The sequence below is a fragment of the Burkholderia sp. FERM BP-3421 genome (genome assembly GCF_028657905.1).
GTDB lineage: Bacteria > Pseudomonadota > Gammaproteobacteria > Burkholderiales > Burkholderiaceae > Burkholderia.
On the sequence record NZ_CP117779.1, the window covers coordinates 68,478 to 91,287 of the forward strand.

21 protein-coding genes and 1 pseudogene are annotated in these 22,810 nt (G+C 58.6%); 7 read left to right on the forward strand and 15 right to left on the reverse strand.

Annotated features, from left to right (window positions below; all coding sequences use genetic code 11):
• Nucleotides 1-39 precede the first annotated feature (39 nt).
• The 3 genes from Bsp3421_RS00235 (at nt 40) to Bsp3421_RS00245 (ending at nt 4,931) form a co-directional block, all read left to right on the forward strand.
• Nucleotides 40-2,331, forward strand: a complete 2,292-nt coding sequence (locus tag Bsp3421_RS00235) for a type VI secretion system Vgr family protein (RefSeq protein WP_273995082.1) — start codon at nt 40-42, stop codon at nt 2,329-2,331.
• A gap of 279 nt (nt 2,332-2,610) precedes the next feature.
• Entirely contained in the window at nt 2,611-4,083 is a 1,473-nt protein-coding gene (locus Bsp3421_RS00240) for a YwqJ-related putative deaminase (protein ID WP_273995083.1), read from the forward strand.
• The gene (locus Bsp3421_RS00245) at nt 4,080-4,931 is read left to right on the forward strand and encodes a hypothetical protein (protein WP_273995085.1); all 852 of its coding nucleotides are present in this window, start codon (nt 4,080-4,082) and stop codon (nt 4,929-4,931) included. Before Bsp3421_RS00240 ends, Bsp3421_RS00245 begins: the two co-directional genes overlap by 4 nt.
• A gap of 130 nt (nt 4,932-5,061) precedes the next feature.
• On the opposite strand, the pseudogene Bsp3421_RS00250 reads toward Bsp3421_RS00245, so the two are convergent.
• Nucleotides 5,062-5,256: pseudogene (locus tag Bsp3421_RS00250) on the reverse strand (IS5/IS1182 family transposase); the annotation flags it as partial.
• A gap of 151 nt (nt 5,257-5,407) precedes the next feature.
• Between Bsp3421_RS00250 and Bsp3421_RS00255 the strand changes: the two are divergent.
• Together Bsp3421_RS00255 and Bsp3421_RS00260 are read left to right on the forward strand one after the other, a co-directional pair.
• The gene (locus Bsp3421_RS00255) at nt 5,408-5,599 is read left to right on the forward strand and encodes a hypothetical protein (protein WP_273995086.1); all 192 of its coding nucleotides are present in this window, start codon (nt 5,408-5,410) and stop codon (nt 5,597-5,599) included.
• Between the two features lie 51 nt (nt 5,600-5,650).
• Nucleotides 5,651-6,067, forward strand: coding sequence for a hypothetical protein (locus tag Bsp3421_RS00260; RefSeq protein WP_273995089.1), 417 nt, complete (start codon nt 5,651-5,653; stop codon nt 6,065-6,067).
• 226 nt (nt 6,068-6,293) lie between these two features.
• Here Bsp3421_RS00260 and Bsp3421_RS00265 read toward each other — a convergent pair whose 3' ends face one another.
• The 7 genes from Bsp3421_RS00265 to Bsp3421_RS00295 form a co-directional block, all read right to left on the reverse strand.
• A complete protein-coding gene (locus Bsp3421_RS00265; protein WP_273995091.1) occupies nt 6,294-6,578 on the reverse strand; it encodes a hypothetical protein in 285 nt (94 codons plus the stop codon).
• Nucleotides 6,579-6,581: 3 nt separating this feature from the next.
• Nucleotides 6,582-6,827: a hypothetical protein gene (locus tag Bsp3421_RS00270; RefSeq protein ID WP_273995093.1), complete on the reverse strand. Its 246-nt coding sequence runs from the start codon at nt 6,825-6,827 to the stop codon at nt 6,582-6,584.
• A gap of 170 nt (nt 6,828-6,997) precedes the next feature.
• A complete protein-coding gene (locus Bsp3421_RS00275) occupies nt 6,998-7,843 on the reverse strand; it encodes an ABC transporter permease (RefSeq protein WP_273995094.1) in 846 nt (281 codons plus the stop codon).
• 17 nt (nt 7,844-7,860) lie between these two features.
• Entirely contained in the window at nt 7,861-9,132 is a 1,272-nt protein-coding gene (locus Bsp3421_RS00280) for an ABC transporter permease (protein WP_443111407.1), read from the reverse strand.
• 81 nt (nt 9,133-9,213) lie between these two features.
• Nucleotides 9,214-10,269 (reverse strand): ABC transporter substrate-binding protein, encoded by a 1,056-nt coding sequence (locus tag Bsp3421_RS00285; protein ID WP_273995097.1) that lies wholly within the window; start codon nt 10,267-10,269, stop codon nt 9,214-9,216.
• 52 nt (nt 10,270-10,321) lie between these two features.
• The gene (locus Bsp3421_RS00290) at nt 10,322-11,413 is read right to left on the reverse strand and encodes an ABC transporter ATP-binding protein (RefSeq protein ID WP_273995099.1); all 1,092 of its coding nucleotides are present in this window, start codon (nt 11,411-11,413) and stop codon (nt 10,322-10,324) included.
• Nucleotides 11,413-12,405, reverse strand: a complete 993-nt coding sequence (locus tag Bsp3421_RS00295; RefSeq protein WP_273995100.1) for a LysR family transcriptional regulator — start codon at nt 12,403-12,405, stop codon at nt 11,413-11,415. Before Bsp3421_RS00295 ends, Bsp3421_RS00290 begins: the two co-directional genes overlap by 1 nt.
• A 457-nt stretch (nt 12,406-12,862) precedes the next feature.
• Between Bsp3421_RS00295 and pdxR the strand changes: the two genes are divergently transcribed.
• Complete coding sequence (gene pdxR, locus Bsp3421_RS00300; RefSeq protein WP_273995101.1) at nt 12,863-14,365, forward strand: MocR-like pyridoxine biosynthesis transcription factor PdxR; 1,503 nt, start codon at nt 12,863-12,865, stop codon at nt 14,363-14,365.
• Between the two features lie 67 nt (nt 14,366-14,432).
• Here pdxR and Bsp3421_RS00305 read toward each other — a convergent pair whose 3' ends face one another.
• Nucleotides 14,433-15,779, reverse strand: coding sequence for an aspartate aminotransferase family protein (locus Bsp3421_RS00305; protein ID WP_273995102.1), 1,347 nt, complete (start codon nt 15,777-15,779; stop codon nt 14,433-14,435).
• Complete coding sequence (locus Bsp3421_RS00310; protein WP_273995104.1) at nt 15,776-16,846, reverse strand: phosphotransferase; 1,071 nt, start codon at nt 16,844-16,846, stop codon at nt 15,776-15,778. Before Bsp3421_RS00310 ends, Bsp3421_RS00305 begins: the two co-directional genes overlap by 4 nt.
• 1,198 nt (nt 16,847-18,044) lie before the next feature.
• Here Bsp3421_RS00310 and Bsp3421_RS00315 point away from each other — a divergent pair.
• Nucleotides 18,045-18,362, forward strand: coding sequence for an H-NS histone family protein (locus tag Bsp3421_RS00315; RefSeq protein WP_273995105.1), 318 nt, complete (start codon nt 18,045-18,047; stop codon nt 18,360-18,362).
• Between the two features lie 380 nt (nt 18,363-18,742).
• On the opposite strand, the gene Bsp3421_RS00320 is transcribed toward Bsp3421_RS00315, so the two are convergent.
• The 5 genes from Bsp3421_RS00320 to Bsp3421_RS00340 all read right to left on the reverse strand — a co-directional run bounded on the left by Bsp3421_RS00320 (nt 18,743) and on the right by Bsp3421_RS00340 (nt 22,769).
• On the reverse strand, nt 18,743-19,909 hold the full coding sequence (locus Bsp3421_RS00320; RefSeq protein ID WP_273995106.1) for a TraB/GumN family protein: 1,167 nt from the start codon (nt 19,907-19,909) through the stop codon (nt 18,743-18,745).
• A gap of 129 nt (nt 19,910-20,038) precedes the next feature.
• Nucleotides 20,039-20,287, reverse strand: a complete 249-nt coding sequence (locus tag Bsp3421_RS00325) for a hypothetical protein (protein WP_273995107.1) — start codon at nt 20,285-20,287, stop codon at nt 20,039-20,041.
• Nucleotides 20,288-20,413: 126 nt separating this feature from the next.
• Nucleotides 20,414-21,543 (reverse strand): IS3 family transposase gene (locus tag Bsp3421_RS00330; RefSeq protein WP_443111402.1). Its coding sequence is split into 2 segments (ribosomal slippage): nt 20,414-21,282 and nt 21,282-21,543, totalling 1,131 coding nucleotides; the frame shifts between segments, so codons are not numbered across the junction.
• A gap of 205 nt (nt 21,544-21,748) precedes the next feature.
• Nucleotides 21,749-22,315 (reverse strand): hypothetical protein, encoded by a 567-nt coding sequence (locus tag Bsp3421_RS00335; RefSeq protein WP_273995108.1) that lies wholly within the window; start codon nt 22,313-22,315, stop codon nt 21,749-21,751.
• Between the two features lie 31 nt (nt 22,316-22,346).
• Complete coding sequence (locus Bsp3421_RS00340) at nt 22,347-22,769, reverse strand: hypothetical protein (RefSeq protein WP_273995110.1); 423 nt, start codon at nt 22,767-22,769, stop codon at nt 22,347-22,349.
• Between the last annotated feature and the right edge of the window lie 41 nt (nt 22,770-22,810).

Below are 22,810 nucleotides of genomic sequence, written 5' to 3' on the forward strand. Positions count from 1 at the left end.
CAGATTCGTCTAAAAAATGACCGTCATCCGAGGAATTTTATGCGTCTGATCGAATTACGCAGCGATGTATTGGACTCGAGGGTAGTCGCACTGGCTTTTACGGCTCGCGAGGATTTCTCGCAGGAGCCGTCGTACCGCCTCGACCTGTTGAGCAGCGATCCGGAGCTAGATCTGGACTCGCTGCTGGGCGGGTTAGTGTCGGCCGACATCGACCTTGACGACGGAATGATACGAACCTTCAACACCTACGTGTTTGGGGGCTACGACACGGGGCAGCTGAGTGGTCAATATACCTACACGCTGGAACTGAAAAGCTGGCTGTCGTTCCTGGAGGAGAACCAGAACAGCCGGATCTTTCAGAACCTGACGGTGCCGCAGATCGTCGAGCAGGTGTTCCAGGGACATCAGCGGACTGATTACCGCTTCGAGCTGGAAGGCGCGTATGACGTGCGCGAATACTGTGTGCAGTTTCAGGAATCCGATCTGAATTTCGTCAAACGCCTGCTCGAAGACGAAGGGATCTACTTCTGGGTTGAGCACGAGTTGTTCCGGCACGTGGTGGTGCTGTCCGACACGCAGCGCTTCAGGGACCTGCCGTTTCCTTATCGGCAGTTGCGGTACCTGCCAGACGGCGAGGAGTCGCGGGCGATCTGGGGGCGCGAAGGGGTGCAGCGGCTGCAGAAGACCCGTCGGGTGCGGCCAAACAACGTCGCGCTGCGCGATTTCAACTACCTGGCGCCCTCGAACCGTCTGGACAGTGATGCACAGATTTCGCCGGAGCCGGCGCTGTCGGGAGTGCAGCTTGAATACTACGACTACGCGGCGGGGTATCAGCAGGAACAGACTGGGGAGCGTCTGGCGCGGTTAAGACTCGAGGCGTTTCAGGCGGAGGCACATGTGTTGACCGGCGAGGCGAACGCGCGCGCCTTGGGAACTGGTCAGGCATTCACGCTGGGTGGTTACCCGGCGGTGAGCCGGAATCGTCGCTACTACGTGATCGGCAGCGAGCTGTCGTTTATCCAGGACGGACCGGACAGCACATCGCAGGGGCGTAACGTCGTGGTGAAGTTTCGCGCGTTGGCGGACAACCAGCCGTACCGGCCGGCGCTCGTGACAAGGCGGCCGCAAGTGCCCGGCATCCAGAGTGCGACGGTGGTGGGATCACAGGTGTCGGAGGTGTACACCGACAGGCTCGGTCGGATCAAGGTGCATTTCCACTGGGACCGCTACAAGACGGTCGAAGCCGATGCATCGTGCTGGATCCGGGTGTCACAGGCCTGGGCTGGCAAGGGTTGGGGCGTGCTCGCATTGCCGCGGGTTGGGCAGGAGGTGCTGGTGACATATGTGGACGGCGATCTCGACCGGCCGGTGGTGACAGGGGTCGTCTACAACGGCGAGAACCCGACACCCTATGACTTGCCGAAGGATGCCCGCTACACGGGGCTGGTGTCGCGTTCGATCAAGCAGGCGGGGCAGGCGCAGAACGGTAGCCAGCTCACGTTCGACGACCAATATGGCGCGGAACGCCTGATGCTCCACTCCGAGCGCGACATGCAGCAGACCGTCGAGCGCAACAGCTCGATCGCCGTCGGTCAGGATTTCAATACATCGATAGTGGGCACCAATACCTCCGTCGTCGGTACGAACATAAGTTACACAGGAACTGCTGTCTCATATACGGGCGTCTCGGTCGGCTACGCGGGTGTTTCAACAAGTTTCACCGGCGTCAATACGTCATGTGTCGGTGTAAGTACAAGCTATACCGGTGTTAGCACATCATTCACCGGAGTAGAAACGGGATTCGTTGGAGTCTCCACATCATTCACCGGAATTTCAACCGGCTTTACCGGAGTATCGACGCAGTTTACGGGGGCAGACTTTTCCGTTCATGGTTCTAGCACATCAGTCACGGGTGTATCAAATAGCATGTGTGGTATTTCTTCGTCGTTGACTGGGACACATACGTCAGTTACTGGTCAGGAGCAGAGCATTGTGGGCGTGTCTCTATCCTATACAGGTGTATCGAACCACATGACTGGCACCAGCGCCTCGGTGACTGGTACATCGACAAATATTACGGGGACATCAGTGTCGAACACCGAGACGGAAATCAGTGTAATCGGTACATCAGCATCGACAGTAGGTACATCAACAAGCGTAACCGGAGTTCACTCATCGACTACCGATAGCTCATTTAGCGTTACCGGGTCAAGCACTTCATTAACTGGAAATTCATTCTCGCTTGTTGGGTTAAATTATTCATGCGTCGGAGTTGGTTATGCAAATCTCGGAGTTGACTTAAATCAAGTTCAAATGCAAATTTTGAATTGACCCTTTGTTTTGTTGCCATTCATGGGCGGGCATTATTATGTATTAATTTCTCGATTGCCGCGAAAGGTGAAATGGAGTCGAATTAAGCGAGCATCAAAGATGGTGTGACGATGGCTTTTAGCCTATAAGCACGGCACTCAGAAATCGGCCAATCTTTTCGAGGTATACGAATACACGCATCTGTAAATGTTTTTCAACGATATAAAATATGCATAAATATGGCACGCCCGACATTAACGTGATCTGCACTTGCGCGCAGCGCACGTGATTTGCAATTAATTGACCGCATCGACGGAATTGCTGCTCTTTTATTGTAATTTTTATGGGATCTGTGGATTTATGAGTAACCCGATTATAATTAGACCCCGAGTTAGACCGCAAATTTACCCCGATACCCCGAAATCTCCGGTTGAAATTCATCATGAAACTCAGGGGGTTAAAATTGAAAATAACCCGGAAATTCATGTTGAAGATCATTCGGAAATTCAATCTGAGAGCCATCCCGCGAGAGTGCCGCGTCGCAATTCGCCTCAGGTCCGAGTCGAAGTTGTTGATAATGTGGAAAATACTGGCCATGCAAATCAGGAATCGCGGAACAATCCGACTTATGGGGATATAAATTCACACCCCGACTTCGGGGGTGAAAAATCCGAGGCGCCAGGTCAAAAAGGTACTTCGCGAATTCGTAGAGCACTATGGAATCCAACTATCCAGGCCGAAGAGAACGAGCGGAGGGAAGCAGAGTATTATCAGGGTCTTTCTACATGGGATAAAGGTCTATATAATTTCAAATATTATGGCGAAGCATTACTCTTAACTCTAGCTGCTGGGCCAGGAGTAGAAATTGCAGAAGGGCCCGGAGCGGTCGGAGCGGTCGGAGCGGTCGGAGCGCCAGATCCGCTGGCGCCAAATGTATATACATTTGGGTCAGTAGAAAGCAATTCCCTCTTAGGCAGTGAAGAAAGTATTGGTCTTGACGGTCCGTCGTCTCCGATAAATAATCCATCTCAGTCTTCGCGGCGTAATAACTTCAGGGGGAATTCAAATTCTAGGCCCGATGAAACAGGTGAGATAAGGGAGCCGGGGAACCAAGGTAGTGGGCATGCGTCAAAGGATACAGGAAAGAGCGCGTTTGAGAGTAAACTTGACTCTCAGGTCAAAGAAGAAGCTAACGCGAGGCTTAGTAAGGATCAGAAGGCATATTCAAAGGGGGCTCGAAACAGAGAGTCGGCGTACGCCCGTGCTGGGTCGTACACTACTGGGGCTCACCCTGCTGAGGTGATTAGCGATTCATTTGTAAATCTTTCTGCGAAATTTAAGAACTTTCCGGGGACGAAACCTACTGAGACCCCCCCAGGAGGCCAGTCTAATGTCACTTATTATAAAGTCCACGATCCCGATGCTTTCTTGAAAGCGGTTGATATGGCGTATGGTGGTTCATTGAACAGCCTGACGAGAGCGCAAATCAGAGATTACGTAACCAGTAATCAGGCTATCGGCGAAGTATACGGGGTTCCCGGGTTGCATGCAGAAGTTAGAGCGGCAAATGACCTGTATAATAAACTTGACGCGAGTTATGGCGAGGGTGCTGCACGTCAACGTCTTGAAGCTGGCGATATTAGCGTTTCTACTTATAAATTGGGGGCTAAGTCAATGTCGGGGGAGACCGGCGGCCCTTTCCTTGCGTGTCAAAACTGCAGCGGGATTCTTCCGTCATCCATTAACGCCACTACTGGTAGAACAACTCCATGAAACGCATTTCATCTGATGTAATACAAAAAACTGGCACTCTTTTTTTCTATGAAGGGGCGCCGTTTTCCGGAGTGCTCTATGAGAAAAGAGAAAATGAAAACATCCTACCTTGGGTTGTCGAGAGTGGTGAAATAAAGGAGCGCTATATCTCACCTTATTTTGATATCCAGGATGATGTGCCGCATATTGAATTGACGGACGACGCATCAGAGGTTGGTCGTTTAATGCATGATGGTGGGCTGTTTAGTGGGGTTGCGTATTCATTCGACAACGGATTTTGTTGCGAGGAATATTTTTTTCTCAATGGCGAGGCAATTGTCGATATTTGTTGGGGAGGACGCGGGGACTTGATATCTTATGAAAGAGTGAGAGGGGATATCACTGAGACGTATGAATGGCATGATAACGGAAGGATTAAAAGCTATAAGGCAAATACGGCCGATTCATTTTTTGGATTTTTGAAGTTTTCGGCTGATGGACTTCTTGAAGGGGTAGGGGGCTATCGCGGGTTTGTTGGAAAGCTTCATGAATTGTTGGATGATGCAAAATCTTTGCAAATTGGCATAGGTAATAATTTATTTTCCTCTGCCTGCTCGAGTGAGCTAAAATTAATTGGCGCTGACATTGGTGATGATTTTCTTGATGGCATGATTAAATCTGGGGCATTGTCATCGGTCGAGACTTTACTTATTGTTGATACAAGTGTAACCCATGATGGAATTTTTGCCGTTTGTAGCGAGGCAAGAATTAAGAAAATCTCCATCAAGGAGGATGATGAAGGTCGGCGCAATGATTTGATTGGCGTGAGCCATAGTTTCCCGGAGGTTGATATCAAATCAATCTACTGAATTTATTTCATCGAAATAAATAACTGGGGCGACATTAATCGATCGATAGATAATTCTCCTATTTCGATTCCTAACACTCTGATGCTAATATTCAAGAATACAGTTGGCATCAGAGTGCTTAGAGACGGTTTCATAAAGGCTGCTCGGCGCGCCGGAGGGTATTCCAGCAGATCAGGCAGCAACCGAGTTTGAGGAACGCGCAGTGAATGTCGGCACGGCGCTCGAAATGAATACAGAGGCGGCGAAAGGATGCAGGCAGGCATGCGTGCGCTCAACGACCCAGCGATATTTGCCAAGGCCGCTGCAATGTTCGGTCGCGCCGCTCACGACGAATGTCTCGAATGCCGCGCTATACGCCTACGCGCCGAACTTCATCAAACTCAGCTGGCGCGCTGTGAAACTGGCCAAGCCGGCTAGTACCCTGACGCAAGCCCAAGTCCGCCAGCGGGCCACCCAGGCGGTGCAATCGGGCACGCATGCTCCATGCGGACGCGGCGCTCCCCTTTACGCTGCCAACCTCAACGGTGCCGCACAGCGGCACGCTGCCGAGAGGGCTCAAGGTCGGCGATCCGGTCCAAGGGGCGACGCCGCTGCCGCCGGGCTTTCCGGCGGCAGCGTCCACGAAAAACGGCTTCGACGGCGACGTCGAGATCCACATCGCGACGTAAGCGAGCTACGCATTCCGGCTGCACGCTCGTCCCTATGCTAGGAGACACCTTATGGCACTCTTCCAGATTCCGGTGCAATCCGCCGACGGCTACCCGACCGCCGCCATGACTCCTGACCATGTTGTCGCCTTGCGCGCCTCGCCAGCCCACGCCGGACACGTTGAGATCCGGCGGAATGGACGCACCGCTGCCGGACAGGTGGTAACGCTCACCACACCCCTCGATCTGGCCCAGGTGGCGGGCTTGTTCGAGCCGTTCGTCACGATAGAAGTAGTCGGGGCGGTCAACGGTCCGTCCGCGTACCACGTCCGTGCCGGTGCCATCGTGGCGGTGCAGCCGCTGGCCAACGGTAACGGCCACGTGTGGCTGGTCAACCATGAGGAGCTGTTCGTGCCGCCCGCGGCGCTGGCGGTGCTCGCGGGCCAGACCAAGACGGCCAGCGGCGCGCCGGCCCCAGCGAAGATCTGAGAACCGCCTGCGCAGACTCCGCCCTAGAAAAATGCCCGGCTGGGTGCCGGGCTTCGTCTATTCGAATGTGCCGTTGCGAGACAGGGTGGCATGACTCCGTTGATTCCCCTCGAGACAAACCCCGAGTATCTTCTGTGTTGTTGGTGCGGCAGGCTGAGCCGGGGCTTCGAATCACTTCAGCATCAAGCCGCCCGTGCCCGGTCGAAATGAGACGTATGGGCGCGTATCAGATCCCTTGGCGTACTTGGGCCATGAGCCGCTGACACAGCATCCGCTCGTCGCGTGCGATGCTGAGGCTTTGCTCAAGTTTTCGGATGAGCCCACGGCGCTCATCGAGAAACGCGAGTGCATCCGACCCCTGGCTTGCTAGAAGTAGTCGAAAGACGATTCTGCTAGGCGATTCGACCTTGTTCACTACTGGCACGAGCTCTCCGAGATCGGATACCACATAAGCGCGTCCATCGACATCGTAGTGGTAGGTCCAGCCAGCAGGGTGGTAAGTCTTCGTCATTTTTTAGCTACTGGTGGTGTTCGGACATTCGCTTCTAAGGCGGTCAAGCCGGGCAAAAAGAGCGAGCCCGCATTGGCATGGGATGATCCAGTTTTTGTGTTGCTTGGCTTCAATGCCGCAGTGATCTCGCGCGATCGATGCGGCGAGATCGCGCGCGGCTGGTGAACCTACGCCTTGTAGGGTGAAGTCGCCTTTCCATAGCTGTCCAAGAGACAGGTATCCCTCGTTGAATGGCAGATCAAACCTCATTTCACTTGCTCCTGTTATGGCAGTTCGGGTTGAGGTGCGGCTAGCCAATCGGCCTGGAGTCGGGCGAAAGCCACTTCATTGCAAAGGCGACTTCGTCACGGCAACGCGCGAACGATAAAGCCGCGCTCGAACTTTGGCTGACGAACGACACCCGAGGGTGACAGTGCGTCTCATCGGATATACGTCGCGCGACCAGCGGACCGGCCGCGCAGCCATTCCAGCACGAGCAGGAGCCCGGTCGACAGAACGATCAGGATCGTGGCGAGCGCGGCGATGGTTGGATTGATGTTTTCGCGAATGCCCGCAAACATCTGCCGTGGCAGCGTCGTCTGGTCGGCACCGGCGAGAAACAACGTCACGACGACTTCGTCGAATGAGGTCGCGAAAGCGAACAGCGCGCCCGCCATCACGCCCGGCGCGATTAGAGGCAGAGTCACGCGAAAGAAGGTCGTCAGCGGGTTTGCGCCCAGCGACAGGCTCGCGCGTGCAAGATTTGGATCGATGCCTTGCAGGGTGGCCAGCACGGTGGTCACGACGAAGGGTGTTCCCAGCGCCGCATGGGCACAGATGAGCCCGGTGTAGGTGCCAGCCAGCCCGAGCGGCGCAAAAAACAGATACATGCCGACGCCCACGATCACAACGGGCACGATCATCGGCGACAGCAGCACGGCCAGCAGGAAGGACTTGCCGCGAAAGGCCGTCTTCGACAGGCCGACCGCCGCGAGCGTACCCAGCGTCGTGGCAATGAGCGTTGCGATCGGCGCGACGATGAAGCTGTTGACAGCGGCCGATCGCCAAGCGTCGGAGGCGAACAGGGTCTCGTACCAGCGCAGAGAGACGTCAGGAATCGGATAGACGAGGAAGGTGCTGGACGAGAACGACAGCGGCACGATGGCCAGCACCGGTAGGACTAGATATAGCAGGGCCAACGCGACGAGCATGCGTAGCGCGACGTATCCGATGCGTTCGCTCAGCGATAGATGTGGGGCGAACCGCGGAATTGAGGTTGGTTTCATGGTCGCGTGTTGTCCTGCTATCGGATGTTCAGGTGGGTGCGGGCAAAGCGTCCGTAAACCGCGTATAGCAGCAAAGTCGCAACCAACAGCAAGCCGCCGAGCGCGCAGGCCATTCCCCAGTTGATGGTGATGTTCGTGAAGTAGGCGACGTAGTAGCTGACCATCTGGTCGCCGGGGCCACCGAGCAATGCGGGTGTGATGTAGTAGCCGAGCGTCACGATGAACACCAGCAGCGAACCCGCGCCGATGCCCGCGTAGGTCTGCGGGACGTAAACGCGCCAGAACGCGGCGAACGGATGGCTGCCCAGGGAAATCGCGGCCCGCTGATAGCTTGGCGGAACGGTTCGCATCACGCTGTACAGCGGCAGGATCATGAACGGCAGCATGATGTGCGTCATCGAGATGTAGACGCCCACGCGGTTGAACAGAAGCGGTAGCGGGGCATGAACGAGCCCCAGGTCGATCAGCAATCGGTTGAGCAATCCCTCGTTTTGCAGAATCACGATCCACGCCGCAACGCGCACGAGTATCGAAGTCCAGAACGGGATCAACACCAGGATCATGGCGAGATTTGCCCGCCGCGCGGGCAGTATCGAGATCCAGTAGGCGAGGGGGTAGCCCAGCGCCAGGCACAGGGCCGTGACGACCGCCGCGATCAGGAACGTGCGCGCGAACACCGAGCGATAAATGCGCTGGTCCGGATCGCTCGACACGACGTGGCCGCTGGCGTCCTGCCTGAAATCGAGCGCCGCGAGGACATAGAACGGCGAGTACGCGTGACCATTCCTCGCGATCGCCTGCCAGTAGCGCACGTCGGACCATCGGCCGTCGAGTTCGTTCAGTGCGGCCTTGATGCGGGCGGCCGGCAGCGGACGAGTTTCATCGTCGCGCAGCGGCATCGCGCGGGCGGTTTTCATCACCAGCGAGCGAAAGCCGGGTATTTCGCTATTCAACCGTCGCGCGAGTGCGCCCGTCGTTTCGTCGGTGCCAGCGGCAGTCAAGTCGTTCGCGAGCGCCGCGTAAGCAGCGTCATCGGGAGGCGTGCGCGCGTCCCAGTTGCGCAACGCGGCGACGGTGCCCGGCAACGCAGTCGAAATCTCGGGATTCTGAATCGCGCGGACGAGCAGCGCACCGATCGGGATGACAAACACACCCAGCAGGAAGAGGGCGAGCGGCGCGATCAGCAGTACCGCAATGGCGTGCTGCTTCGCCTTCGCGACGGCGAGGTCGCGTTTCAGCCGAGTGCCCGCGCGCTGCGGGGAGGTCTGGGCCGTCGCCGCGTCGATCATGCTGTCCATCTTCTGCCTTGTTGAGTCGACGGCGTCGATTCGGCCGCCGTCGATTCGCGACGGCGCGGCCGAGATGCCTGGTTACCTGGAGGCCCAGTCGGCGAAACGCTCTTCGAGTTCGTCGCCGTGGTCCGTCCAAAACGCGAGGTTCTGCAAGACCGCTTGTTTGCCGTTGGCCGGTGAATTTGGCAGTTTCGCGAGCAGCGCCGGATCGAGCGATTTGAGTGCCGCGAGATTGACGGGACCATAGGCAATGCGCTTCGCAAAATCCTGTTGCGGTCCCGGGGAGACGGTGTATGCGATGAACTTCTCTGCCAGTGCCTTATTAGGCGCGCCCTTCGGAATGGCCCAGTAATCGAGGTCGTAGATGCTGCCGTTCCAGACGACCTTCAGATTTTTGCCCTCGCGTTGAGCGGCATCGATGCGGCCGTTGAACGCGGACGTCATCACCACGTCGCCCGCTACCAGGAACTGCGGCGCTTGCGCGCCCGCCTCCCACCATTGGATGTACGGTTTGAGCGCATCGAGCTTCTTGAACGCCCGGTCCTGGCCCGCCTTGGTTTCAAGGACCTTGTAGACGTCCTTCGGGGCGACACCGTCCGCCATCAGCGCGAATTCCAGATTGCCGCGCGCGCCCTTGCGCATCGAGCGCTTGCCCGGGAAGCGCTTGACGTCCCAGAAGTCAGCCCAGCCTGTCGGAGCCGTCTTCAGGCGGTTTGCGTCGTAGGCGAGCGCGGTCGACCACACGAAGATGCCGACGCCACACGCTTGCTGGGCTTCCGGAATCAGATCGCTCTTCTTGAAGAGTTTGGACCAGTCGAGTTTTTCGTAAAGGCCTTCATCGCAGCCGCGGCCGATGTCGCCGGACTCCACCGCAACGACGTCCCAGTCGACGTGTTTCGCCTCGACCATGGCCTTGATCTTGGCCTGTTCGCCGTTGTAGGCGACCGCGCTCACCTTGGTCCCGGTTTGCGTGGCGAAGGGCCGGTTGAAGGCCGCTTCCTGCGCGGCGCCGTTCGTGCCGCCGAAATTTACGACGGTCAACTCGGCGGCATGGGCGCTAGTTGAGATGGCGAACGTCGAAAGGATACTCGCCGCGCCGAGCACCACCGAGCGAAGGATGTCCTGCTGTTTCATGGATAGACCCATTGGGTAAACGATGGAAGGGATGAGGCTGGGTTGGGAAGCATCAAACGAATACGCGCAGGTGCTCGGCATCGAACTCGAGCCAGAGCCTTGACCCTGGCGTCAGTGGCCCCGGCGTCGGCGTGCCGAGTGGCACCTTGACGAACAATTCGCGCTGATCCGCCAAGGAGAAGTAGAGGCGAACGTGGTCTCCAAAATACGATAGCCGCTGGATTTCACCGTTGACCCTATTCGCGACGCCGTCGCGGCGGCCATTCGCGAGCCGCAGGCGCTCTGGGCGAATGAGCGCCGTCGCCGGCGCACCCACGCGCAGATCGCCGGCCTTGACGCCGCGCATTTCACTGCCGTCGCTCAGCCGCAGCGTACAGAAGCGGTCGTCGAGGCCGACCACGGTTCCAGCGAGCGGGTTGTTGTCGCCGATGAATGAGGCCACAAACGGACTGGATGGCGCTTCATACAGGTGCTCGACCGTATCGAGCTGTTGGACGCGTCCGGCTTCGAATACCGCGACGCGATCCGACATCGTGAGCGCCTCGCCCTGATCGTGCGTCACATAGATGAAGGTGATGCCAAGCGCGTCGTGCAGCGATTTCAGCTCGTACTGCATTTTCTCGCGCAGCTGCTTGTCGAGTGCGCCGAGCGGCTCGTCCATCAGCACTAGCCTGGGGGTGAACACCAGCGCGCGCGCGAGCGCCACCCGCTGTTGCTGCCCGCCGGAAAGCTGTGCAGGGTAGCGTTTGCCGAGCCCCTCCATGCGAACCATCTTTAGCGCTTCGTGCACTCGCTGCGCGCGTTCGTCCCGCGCGATCCGGCGTACCGTGAGCGGATATTGAATATTCTGCTCGACGGTCAAATGCGGGAACAGCGCGTAGTTCTGAAAAACAACGCCTATGTCGCGCTTCTGAGGCGAGACGGTATTGATCAACACGTTGTCCAGCCAGATTTCTCCGCCGGTCGGCGCCTCGAAGCCGGCAAGCATCATCAGGCAGGTCGTCTTTCCCGAGCCGGACGGTCCCAGCAAGGTCAGGAATTCGCCGCGGTAGACATCGAGGTCGAGCCGCTTAACGACATGCGATTTTCCATCATAGGTCTTGTCGACGCCCCGGAAGCTTGCAATTATGTCTCGCCCTTTCATTATGATTCTTGATGATGACCGCTCGCCTCGGCGCCCATTTGGTGGGTGGGATGAATCCGATTCTGAATTCTATGTTTCAGACTCTCGATAAATGCTTTTTCTGCGGAATTCATGCGCTTTTTATTATTCCATATCAAGTGTACCGCAAGATCTGGTTGCTCGGCGTCAATTGATAATTCCCAGAGTCGGCCACTGTGTATTTCTGTTGATGTGTGGTGATCCGGGAGACAAGCGATGCCATAGCCGGCAATCACGAGGCGCTTGATTTCGTCGATACTCTCGGAGCGGGCAATGACCTTTCCGTCCAGTCCAAATTGCTTGCGGAGTAAGTCGAACGTTCGCAGTCGGTTGTAGTTCGAGGGGCTGGAAAGGGCGGCCAGATCGGCATATTGAATGTCGGCGGGAGTCAGGCCGGTACGGCCGAAAAGCGTATGGCGACGACCGCAATACAGCGAGTAACGTTCACGCATGAGCTGGAGCTGGTCGAGTCCATCGTGCATGGTCTCGCCATACGTGATGCCGCAGGTCGCGAGCTTTTGCGTTACCGCGGACGCGATTTGCTCGGGGGACGTGATTTCTACGATGATGGTCGCGTGAGGATAGCTTTGACGAAAGTCCGACAGGAAGTCGTCATAGGGCGGATAGTCGAACTGCCCGACACATAGGAGGCGGATCGTGCCTGTCACCGCGTCGCCGACGCTCGCGTCGGTTGTTGATGCTGCGTCCACCTGTGAAATATTGTCGTAGAGGTGGTTGGAAATATCGAAGATCTTGCGCCCGGTCTCCGTCGGATTGAACTGCCCGCCTTGGCGATGAACGAGCGTGTGACCAACGGTGTCCTCGAGTCGCCGAAGTGCCGCGCTGATGGCGGATTGCGTCAGGTTCAGGCGCAGCGCAGCCCGGCTGACGCTTTGCTCCTGCACAATCACCCGGTAGGTTCGTAGTAAATTCCAGTCCATTCGATCAACGATGAGGCGATCGGAAATCGTCATAGAGACCTCTGCTGAAAAGTCGTTCGCTGGCTGGGGGTAGCCAGGGCGAACCTGCCAACCGGGGCGCGAGAAGCGCGCTAATAAAAAAGCCGTGCAGAAGTCTGCACGGCGAAACCGCCCACATCCGAGGGCCAAGCATTGAGCAGGCGGAACTGCAAGCGCAACGCCAGTGGGGTGGCGCTACGCCAACAAGATGGTTGCTATGTCGATCGAGGTGACGTCGGCCAAGCCGCGCCGACCTAGCTTAAAAATGCAAAAACAGTAATTCATTTTGTTTGCGATAGTGAAATTATTCGAATCAATCGCCATCGATGAATCTTGAATTGCACTGCTGCGATGCACTATGCAGTGGCGATCCTGTAAAATCCGCCCCAATCAATTTAGCGTTCAGGCATGATAGCGACGGATGGCTATAGGCTATATAGCCATAATCGACCACTTTATAAGGCCGGTTTGGATGCGCGACGTGTTGCTATCGGATCTATTGATTCAAAATCTATCGAGGGAATCGGGCCACTCGTTGCAGCGTCAACTCTATGACCTCATTCGGCGGGGGATCCTGGATCGCATACTGACGGCAGGACAGAAATTGCCGTCGACGCGCGCGCTTGCTGTGGAGCTTGGAATTTCCCGCATCACGGTTTCGCTGGTATACGAGCGACTCGCCGCCGAGAGTTATGTGCTGACCGTGAGCGGCAGCGGAACCTTCATTGCGGATATCGGGATCCGCCCCGGGGCTGACGCGGCAAGAGCGTCAAACACCGATCGCTCGCCGTTGCTGTCACGACGCGGCGGAACACTCGCGCGTGGGCGCGGGGGGATTAGCCAGCCTGGCGGGGCATTCGTACCGGGTGTCGCCGACGCGGAATGGTTCCCTTTTCACGTCTGGCGACGCCTGGTCACACGCCACCTGAACAAGTCGGACCTGTCTCTGGCGGGCTATTCGCGCGAGGGCGCGGGCTTTCTTCCGTTGAGGGAAGCAATCGCGAGCTATCTGCGCATTGCGCGATCGGTGGTTTGTACGGCCGAGCAGGTCATCGTCACCTCGGGCACGCATCAATCGATCGACCTCTGCGCTCGCATGCTGGCGGATATCGGCGATAGCGCCATGGTCGAGGATCCGTGCCACTGGGCATTCCCTTCAGTCCTTGCCGCGTCGGGACTGCGCGTGGCGGCGGGGCAGCTCGATGAGGCCGGCCTCGATCTCGAATCGAGCCGCGTTCCGAAGCGCTTGCGTCTGGTTGTCACCAGTCCGTCCCATCAGTATCCGACAGGCGTCGTGATGCCACTCGTCCGGCGCATCGAACTGTTGCGCGCCGCGAGCCGACGCGGGGTCTGGATCATCGAGGACGACTACGACAGCGAGTTCCGCTATGACGGGATGCCGATCCCGTCCTTACAGGGCCTGGACGATACCGCGAACGTCATCTACATGGGCACGTTCAGCAAGGCGACCTATCCTGGCATGCGCGTGGCGTATATGGTGGTACCGCCGCATGTCGCGCGGGCGTTCTCGCACGCATGCGCCGAGATCTACCGCCCAGGCATGTTGCATCAGCAGGCCGCGCTCGCCGATTTCATCGCGGATGGGCATCTCGTACAGCACATTCGACGGATGCGCGAGGAATACGCACGCCGGCAACAGGCGCTCAGGGCGGCCTTGCACCGGGAACTAGGCGGCGCTATCGAACCGTCCCAGGCGCGCGCGGGACTGCACGTATTCTCCCGCCTTCGCGTGCCCGTTTCCGCCGCGCAACTGGCATCCGAGGCGATGTCCGAGGGCATCGTGCTTGGGATGCCGCATTTCGTTTCGCGCGCGGCGGCTGCAGCGGCGCCAGCCGTCGTGCTGGGTTACGGCGGTGTGCCGATAGACCGGATCGATGCCGGCGTCACCCGTCTGGCGCGTGCATTTGATCGGGCGAGGCGGGCGCCGATACTCGCGGAGGCGCGCGTGCCCTGAGGGTGATGCCTACCCGCACGCCGTAGCTCGAATCGTGCACCTGGTCGGCGCGAGATCCAGCCGCTGACTAGACCGCCGAGGTCGGCTGCAACGCCTCCAAAGCCTCATCGGCTGTTTGCAACAGCAATTCCGCGTTGGCCCGGCTGAAGCAAAGAGGCGGCCGTAACTTGATCACATTGCCATGAGTGCCCGTGGCACTGAGCAGTACGCCTCGATCGCGCATGGCGTTGACGAAGCGAGCAGTCGCCTGCGGGGCAGGCGTCTTCTCGCGGCGGTCGTTGACGAGCTCGACGCCGATGAACAGGCCATCTCCGCGTATGTCGCCGATCAGCGCGTGACGCTCGCCAAGTTGCCTGAAGCCCTCGCGCAGATACGTGCCGATTGCGTTTGCGTTCGCCTGCAAGCCTTCCTGTTCGATGACGTCGAGCGTGGCGGCGGCGGCCGCACAGGACACCGGATTTCCACCGAAGGTGTTGAAGTAGCGCGCCTCGCGGCCGAAGGCGGCGAGCAATGTCGGTTTCGCGACGAGTCCCGCGATCGGGTGGCCGTTGCCCATCGGCTTGCCCATCGTGACGAGATCAGGCACGACATCGTGCCGCTGAAAGCCCCACATCTGAGAGCCGGTGCGAGCGAACCCCGCCTGCACCTCGTCCGCGATGAACAGGCCGCCTGCTTCGCGAATCGCCGCGACGGCGGGGGCGAGAAACCCGGCGGGCGTCGTGTAGACGCCGTCACTTGAAAATACCGTGTCGACCAGCAAGGCGGCTGGGCGGATGCCGTGTCGACGCATGTCGGCTATCGCTGCGCGCACGCCGTGGGCGAATTGATCTGCGACGTCGCTGGACAAGTTGCGATAGCCGTCAGGCGCTGCGACGGTGCGTACGCCGCCACTCAGCGGCACCCCGTCGCCGAGCGAAGGAGAAGCGGCGGCGACCGTCGCGGTCACGCCGTGGTAGGCGAGCTTCGTGACGATGACGCCGGTTCCTTCGGTATGACGGCTTGCTATACGCAACGCGAGGTCATTCGCCTCGCTGCCGCTGCACGTAAAGATGGCCTGCGACAGTTCATCGGGAAACGTCGCGACCAGCCGTTCCGCATAGCGGACGATCCCTTCGTGCAAATAGCGCGTGTGCGTATTGAGGGTCGCGGCCTGCCGCGTGATGGCGTCGACCACGTGGCGATGACAATGACCGACCGAAGCGACGTTGTTGTACGCGTCAAGATAGCGCGTCCCGTCATGACCGTAGAGCCAGACGCCCTCACCACGAACGATATGCAGCGGCTTCTCGTAGAAAAGCCGGTACGCAGGGCCGAGAACGTGATGCCGGCGCTCGACGAGGTCGCGGTCCTGGTGCCATCTGGTGTTGTCGGACGAAGGGTCGAACGCATTCAGCATGGATTTGTCGAGGCTCAATTGGGCTGCTCCGTTTGTGCCAGGTGGGGCTGGCAGGCACGGTGCATTGTGTCGGCCGCGAAGTCCGGATCAAGCCCGGACAGGCGACGGAGTCCATTCCAGGAAAGCGGGTTGTTGCGCAGGATGTAGGCGCGATTGTCCGGGTACTGGCGCGCTCGCCAGCCGGTAATGGCGACCGTCACGAGCAGGCGCGCCGCGATGAGGTCGGGCAGCAAGGCGATCTCATTGGACATGAGCGGGCAAACCCCATGATAGGCGGATACGCATTCCGCTGCGGTCTCGAGCGGATTAGCGGCATCGGCGAGCTGATAGGCGCACGCGACGGCGAGATCCTGCACGAGCGGCGCCTCCACGAGATCGCCGAAGTCGAAGATGCCGGTGATCTGCTCATGACGATGCGCGTCGACCATGACGTTGTACGCGTTCAGATCGTTGTGAATGACCTGTCGGCGCAATACGCCGAGTCGCGGCAGCACATGGCGCTCGAAGTGGTCCATATGGGCGGCGGCGAGGGAGCGCTGACTGTCGTCGTCGATAAACTCCAGCAACCCGCGCAAACGATGAGCGTGCTGCAGATCCCATTGCAGCACGTGTTTGGCTTGAGGATGCGTAAAGCCCGCCAGCGCGAGATCGAAACGTGCCAGTGTGGCACCGAGTGCACGACGCACGCGCGTGGTGCGGGGCACATCGCGCAACAACAGACCAGGCAACAGGGACACCAGCCGAATGGCGCGCCGTTCGGCCGGAGCGTCGCCGTGCCAGTGAATGTGGTCACCTGCGAGGGTGGGGATGAGCCGCGGCACGGGCACGGCCGGGGCTACACGTTCGATGTGGAGCTGCGCGCAGGTCTGGAAATCCAGGACGCCGGGTGCTTCGGCTGGGTGCGCAGCCTTCAGTACGTATCCGACTCCATCGTCGAGAAGCAACCGGAAATTCTGATCCCGTTCTCCGCTCAAAACGGTGGCGCGCGCCCTCAATCCGTAGACATCCCAGGCGATCGCTTCTGCGTCACCGACTGTCAACAGGGGCGGGGACGTGGTCAGGGTTTCGTTGAGATCAACTTTCATGACGTTGGCGGCCGGAGGTCGGTGTCCGCGTTGGTGTTGGTGAGCGCCGATGCCCCGCAACTCATGCGCGTTCGGAAAGGCGATTCGCGCCCAAGTTGGCTCTCGGCCTATCGTGTTACATGGCCCGTATCATTTCGGTTGATGTCGCGCTCCAATATTCGTCATTTGACTGGCGATCCTCGCTGAGCGATAAATATTCCAGTGGTTGTGCGCCGCGCGAAGCATCGGCTTGGTAATCGGGACCGATATCGATTGATAGCTGAGTTTCGAACAATCCTTAGCTTACCGACCTCCTAAAGCTGTCCTTTACGAAATGATGGTGACGCTGTTCGTGTCGCTTCACGAAATCAATTCGCTTAACGAATGAAAGCGGCAGATAGAAAGCTATCCAGCAAATCGCTTGATCGAACTCTATCACAATGTTTTGTTTTGATGTTGTTGGTGTAAATAATTCGAAATGGCGAGCAGAAATTGTGAATTGCCTGGGGGGCGCAGGGACGGCTGATGGCGAGGTCGCTCGCATGCTGGGAGGCGTGAATTCCCTGGCTGGTTGGTCGCTGGCTAGGTGACTGCTCACTTATGCGGGATTTGTCGAATTGCAATCGAGCTCGAATTGAAGCGGGTGCGATTCATTTATGCAGGCGAAATTGTGCGCATTGAACATAAATATTTGTTTGAATGTTTTGGCAAATGCAAAGGCAAAAATCAAGATATGAGAAGTGGATTGAGTCGGAAGTTTTGGCCGGTGCCGCTTCCCCAAAGATTCCGTTAGCGGATAAGACGAAACGCGAACCGGGCGGGGCATTTATCTTTTGATAGGCGAAGGGCGAGGCGATCCTGAGATGGGCCTGGGTCCTCGACTGCTTTGGGCTGGCTGCACGCCGCGCGCTGTCCGGGCATCCAGAATCGGGAAACGGCTCGCCTGGTCGCGGCCGTCCCTGACGCTGCGCCCGCCGCCTCCCCCTAGCATAGGCTTCGAAGGTGTCCGGAGCGCCGTACCCGACTCGCGCGCTGGTTGGGTCTGCAATATCAGAGTGCCTGCCGAAAGTCTGGCGGTCTTGCGGTCCGCAGGTGGGACCGTTTTTTTACACTGGGTTGCCGATAGAGGGTCAGATAGATCGGCGACCATGCGCAGTTCGCGAGCTCACCGGCAGATGTGAGGCTCGATGGTGCAGTAAGTTGTGGAGGGAGAATTTACATGGCTACCTACGAAGAGCTGAAAGAGCAGCTCGAGCAACTCGTCCGCGAAGCCGAGTCGGTCAAGCACCGGGAGATTGCGGAGGCTCTAGTCGAGATCCGGGCACTGATCGCAAAGTACGGGATCGAGCCCGAGCAGATATGCGCGACGTGGACAGTCAGAGGTCGCCTGGACGATCGTCGCGGCGGGCAAATGCCGAAGTATCGGAATCCAGCAACAGGCCAGACGTGGGTTGGGCGTGGCCGGGCACCGAATTGGATGGCCGGACGCCCCCGCGAGATCTTCTTGGTGGGCGGAGCCCGCAGCGAGGCAGACTAGATTGGGTCACGGGACTCTCCGGGCGCGCGGAGTTCCGGGTAGGGAAACCGGGCAAAGTCAGGTGGGAGCTGGGCGTCGGCAAGCGGTGCTTTCGAGCTGCAGAGGCCTGCGGCGTCGCGCTGCGCGCTTTTAAGGGGGCGGGCACTGCGCTGGCGGGGAGCGTGAGACGTGATTTCGTCACCTCAGGCGTCGTTGTCCAGCCGCGGCTCGCGCTTATACCGTTAGAGGTCTGCAAGTGTCGCCGCGGCATCGCGTTTGACCGACCACCACTGCGACGGCGAGCGGGCCGGACGCACCGCGCACGACGTCCTCAGCACTCACGCGATCGAAGCGTGGGAGAGGGGCCGGTCCATTGGCGCGTGGCGCACGCGCCGGGACATTTAACGGCCGCTACCAGTAGGAAGCTCAATCGCGTTGATCGTGAAACCGCGCGCGCGGAGCAGCGCGACCAAGCCGTCCGAGCCGGGCAAATGCGAGGCCCCAACGAGGACAAAGGAACGTTGAGCTTCTAGCAGGTCCGGTAAGGATTTCATCCAAAGACTATTCCGGTCTCGGACCATTATTCCGTGAGTCAACTGCTTGTTGCCGCCGGCTAGTTCGACGGACAGCTCCGTTGCTGCTGCGACTTCGGGGTAGTCACCGCGGTTCAGGGCCCCAATGACACGATCCTTGAGGCGTGTAGCCTCCGGCGAAAACGCAAAATCAAAGCTTTGACGAATATCTCCGGTGGCCAGCTGCGCGCGACTCCGTGCAATTTCTTGCTCAGTTTCCAAGTAGCGCAGTGGGAGACCAAGCTTTTCTGCGGTCGACAGGACGATGTCGTCACGAGAATGGTATCCGGTGCTGTCACAGGTTGCGTAGGCGAGTTCATTTGCCATTCCTGGGGTTGCCTGCGCTAGGACGACGACGAGCCCCAAGGTTACCGACTCACTATCCAAGTCAGGAAACCGGCACTTGAGATGTTCGCGGAGCTTTGCAATGTGGATAGGTCTTAGTTCCTTGATCCACGCGGGCTGGGCGGACTCGAGCTGGGCGGCAATATCCCGAACCTCAGAGGCGACGCGGTGTTCCACGACCACCTGCTGGAACTGCTCCAGTACGCGCGGGTCTGGTTGGTGCAAGCTTGGCGACGCCACGTGGAGGCTACCCATGAGGATGCTGCGAATGCCGTTCGGGGCGATTACCTCGAGCGCTGGGGTGCCGCTGGGAGTGGTGTTTGCAGCCTGTGCCTGGCCGGCTAGTAGTGCCGCAGCACAGACTAGCTGGAGCCCAATAAGCGCCGTTCGGAACACGACATTCGAAACGGCCGCGGCAATTCGCGGCCCATGGTCCGATCTCTTCACTCTGCGGAGCTGGCGCATCCGAAAGCTGGCGGCGAGCCACGACTTGTCGTAGATCGTTTCCCCCGGAGCGGACTGGTTGAGGGCCATGCTGCGCGAAGGCTCATCAGTCAACAGCAGCGCGTTGCGGTAGGAGATTGGACTGATCGACACGGAATTGCCGTCTGCGGTCATGTTATTGAGGTCGCCACAAATTTTATTTGACATAAGTATATCTATCACCCGAACTGGTGAGTCTACAGGTGATGTTGGGTTTTCTGGCGGCGCTTCGACGGTCGATCAAGGGTCGCGGCCGGGTTGCTCGCAACAAAACGCGGCCGCTGAACGTTGGACAGGTCACGCCGATTGGTTGAGAACTTCGACCTCGAAACCATCCGGCCAGCCAGCCTTCGAGACGCGCATTGCGTCCTCGGCTATCAACTCAGGCGCGACGTCCTGGTAGTCCTCGTCCAGCGGAGAAATCATCACGATCGCACACGGCTGCCCCTTTACGGCAGCGATCTGGTGCGCCAGTCGCTTTAGTTCTGCGGTCCAGTCGCGAATCTGCTTCTCAAGAATTAGCTTCTCGTCATACGTCTTTGTCATAACTTCCCTCGTCTGTTCGCGGGTCGTTTGTGTCAGCGCGGGCAGACACCGGCGTCCCGATTTCTACGGACCAAAGCGCGCGGTGGAAATGCACGCCGTGATCCGCTTGGGTTTCCCGGACCAGATCTAGAGCGAGTTTTCCGGCGTTTCGGGTCTGGTTGAACCCGGCAAAGGCATCAGCTGACGGGCGAATTCAGCTGGTGCCAACTCTTTGAGAGCAGAGTGAGGACGGCTCTCGTTGTAATCCCGGCGCCAGGCCTCGACGATCGCTTTGGCTTCGCCCAACGTCTCGAACCAATGTAGGTTCAAGCACTCATCGCGGAATGATCCGTTAAACGTCTCGATGTGGCAATTGTCCGTCGGCTTGCCCGGTCGGCTGAAGTCGATTTTTGCTTGGTAGTGGTACGCCCACATATCGAGCAGGCGCCCGGAAAACTCGCTGCCGTTGTCGACAAACAGATGCCGCGGAGCGCCGCGCCGAGCGGCGATTCGGTTCAATGCGGATACCACGTGTTCGCCTTTCAAGCGTTGCCCCACTTCGATCGCCAACGCCTCCTTCGTGAACACATCCACGATCGTCAAAGTGCGAAATTTCGAGCCATCAGCAAGCTGGTCAGCCACAAAATCCATACTCCAAGCGTCGTTTGGCCTGACCGGAACGATCTTCGCCACGCGCGTCACCACCATCTTTCGTCGCTTCGGCAATTTCGAGCGCAACTGCAACTGCTCTTCGCAATACAACCGGTACGCCTGATTCCGACCCAACTGCCAGCCTTCCCGGCGCAGCAGTACATGGACGCGTCGATACCCGTAGCGCACACGCGTATAGGCGATCTCGCGCATACGTGAGCGCAGTTCTGGGCGAGGGTCCTTGATGCTTTTGTAGTACTGAACGCTGCGCGGTTGCTTCACGAGCCGACAGGCCCGCCTCATCGTCAATCCGTAGTGGCTCACCACGTAATCCACCACGTCTCGTCTCAGCGCGGGCCGGGCCACTTTTTTGCAGCTACGTCTTGCAAGATGGCCTTGTCCAAGCTCAATTCGGCGACCAGCTTCTTCAGCCGCGCATTCTCGTCCTGCAACTGCTTGAGTTCGCGTACCTGATCAGACTGCATCCCGGCGTATTGCTTCTTCCACCGATAGAACGTCTGTTCCGAAATACCGACCTGCCGGATCACATCGGCCACCGGCATCCCCAGTTCGGCTTGCTTCAGCACTGCCACAATCTGTTCGATCGAAAAGCGTTTCCGTTTCATGACAAACGACCTCCTGGTTCAGGGTCAAGTTTGCCGCAAAACTCGCACTCGGATTGGTCCAGAATTCCTAAAGCGGATCAGCCGATGGCAGACTACTGATCGAGCTCTTCGAGGCTGGTCGACGTGCGCGAAGACCCGCTTCCTTCACCGACCAGGACCTTCAGCGGCTTGTCCCGTTCGACCGTCGCATCGTCGGCTGGGCGGCTCAAAGGCGCTCCACCTCCTGCGTCCAGAACTTCATATGAGGCCAAGGTGCGATGCCGTTGCGTTCACGTAGTTCGCAGAATCCAGCGTGCGCGAGTCCGTGAACGCCGAAGTAGGCCGCCGCCTTCAACGACAGTCGAATGTCCTCGCCTTCGCCATCATATTCGTCGTCGCGGATGATCTCGTCGCCGGGGAGTCCTAGCTTGATTCCCGCTGCCCAGGCCCACGCCGTGGCTTCTGGATCTGAGCACTGGATGACGGCTCGATAGAGCGGATGGTCGGGATGCAGTTCTGCCTCGTCGAGGATACGCAGCATTTCACGCTGGCCAGCGAAGAGGTTGCCGTCCATCAAAGTACGAAAGCAGCCCGGGGTAATGGCCAAGTGCCCGCCCTCATGCAGCACGCTCGAAACGCGACATGCTGGGTCGACAGCAAGCGTACCGTGATCAATGCGGCACCCGTCGACGAAGCCGGTTGCCCCTACCTCGTAGCGTACCGGGATACCCACTTCGTTCAAAAATCGCATGACCTTGTCGCGCGTAGCCTGGGTGTCAATCTGATAACTCACTAGCATCCTCGACGGCATTGCGGAGCGGTTCTTATGCCGCTACGGGATTCGACTTGAACCAACTCTCAGCCTTCGCGCGAAACAGCGGCTCGATCTTGATGGATTGAGCACTTCCGGCGTCGACATTCTTCACGTGACCGCCGGCTTTCCCGGATGTCCAGTACCGGTTCGCCTCGGCCACCATCTCGTCTGCTGTCGCGCCTCCGTGACCCATGCACAGAATTCGCATTGCAGCGTCGACGTGGTCGCCGGCACCGGGTACACGGCAGTCCGACAGCGCTTCACACCAGCCGTTACCGGTCGGCTTGTTTGCGCCGTTGAAGCAGTCGAACGAATGCATGATGATCGCAGCCAGTACCAACGGATGGCCGGGATAGGCCGGAGGGCCATCGAGGTGTTCTTGCATCCATCGATGGGCGTCCATCTGATCGCGGATCACGCGGGGCGGTGCCATAGTCGTCCTCTGCCTGGAGCGTTGGTGAAGTGGACCTGCTT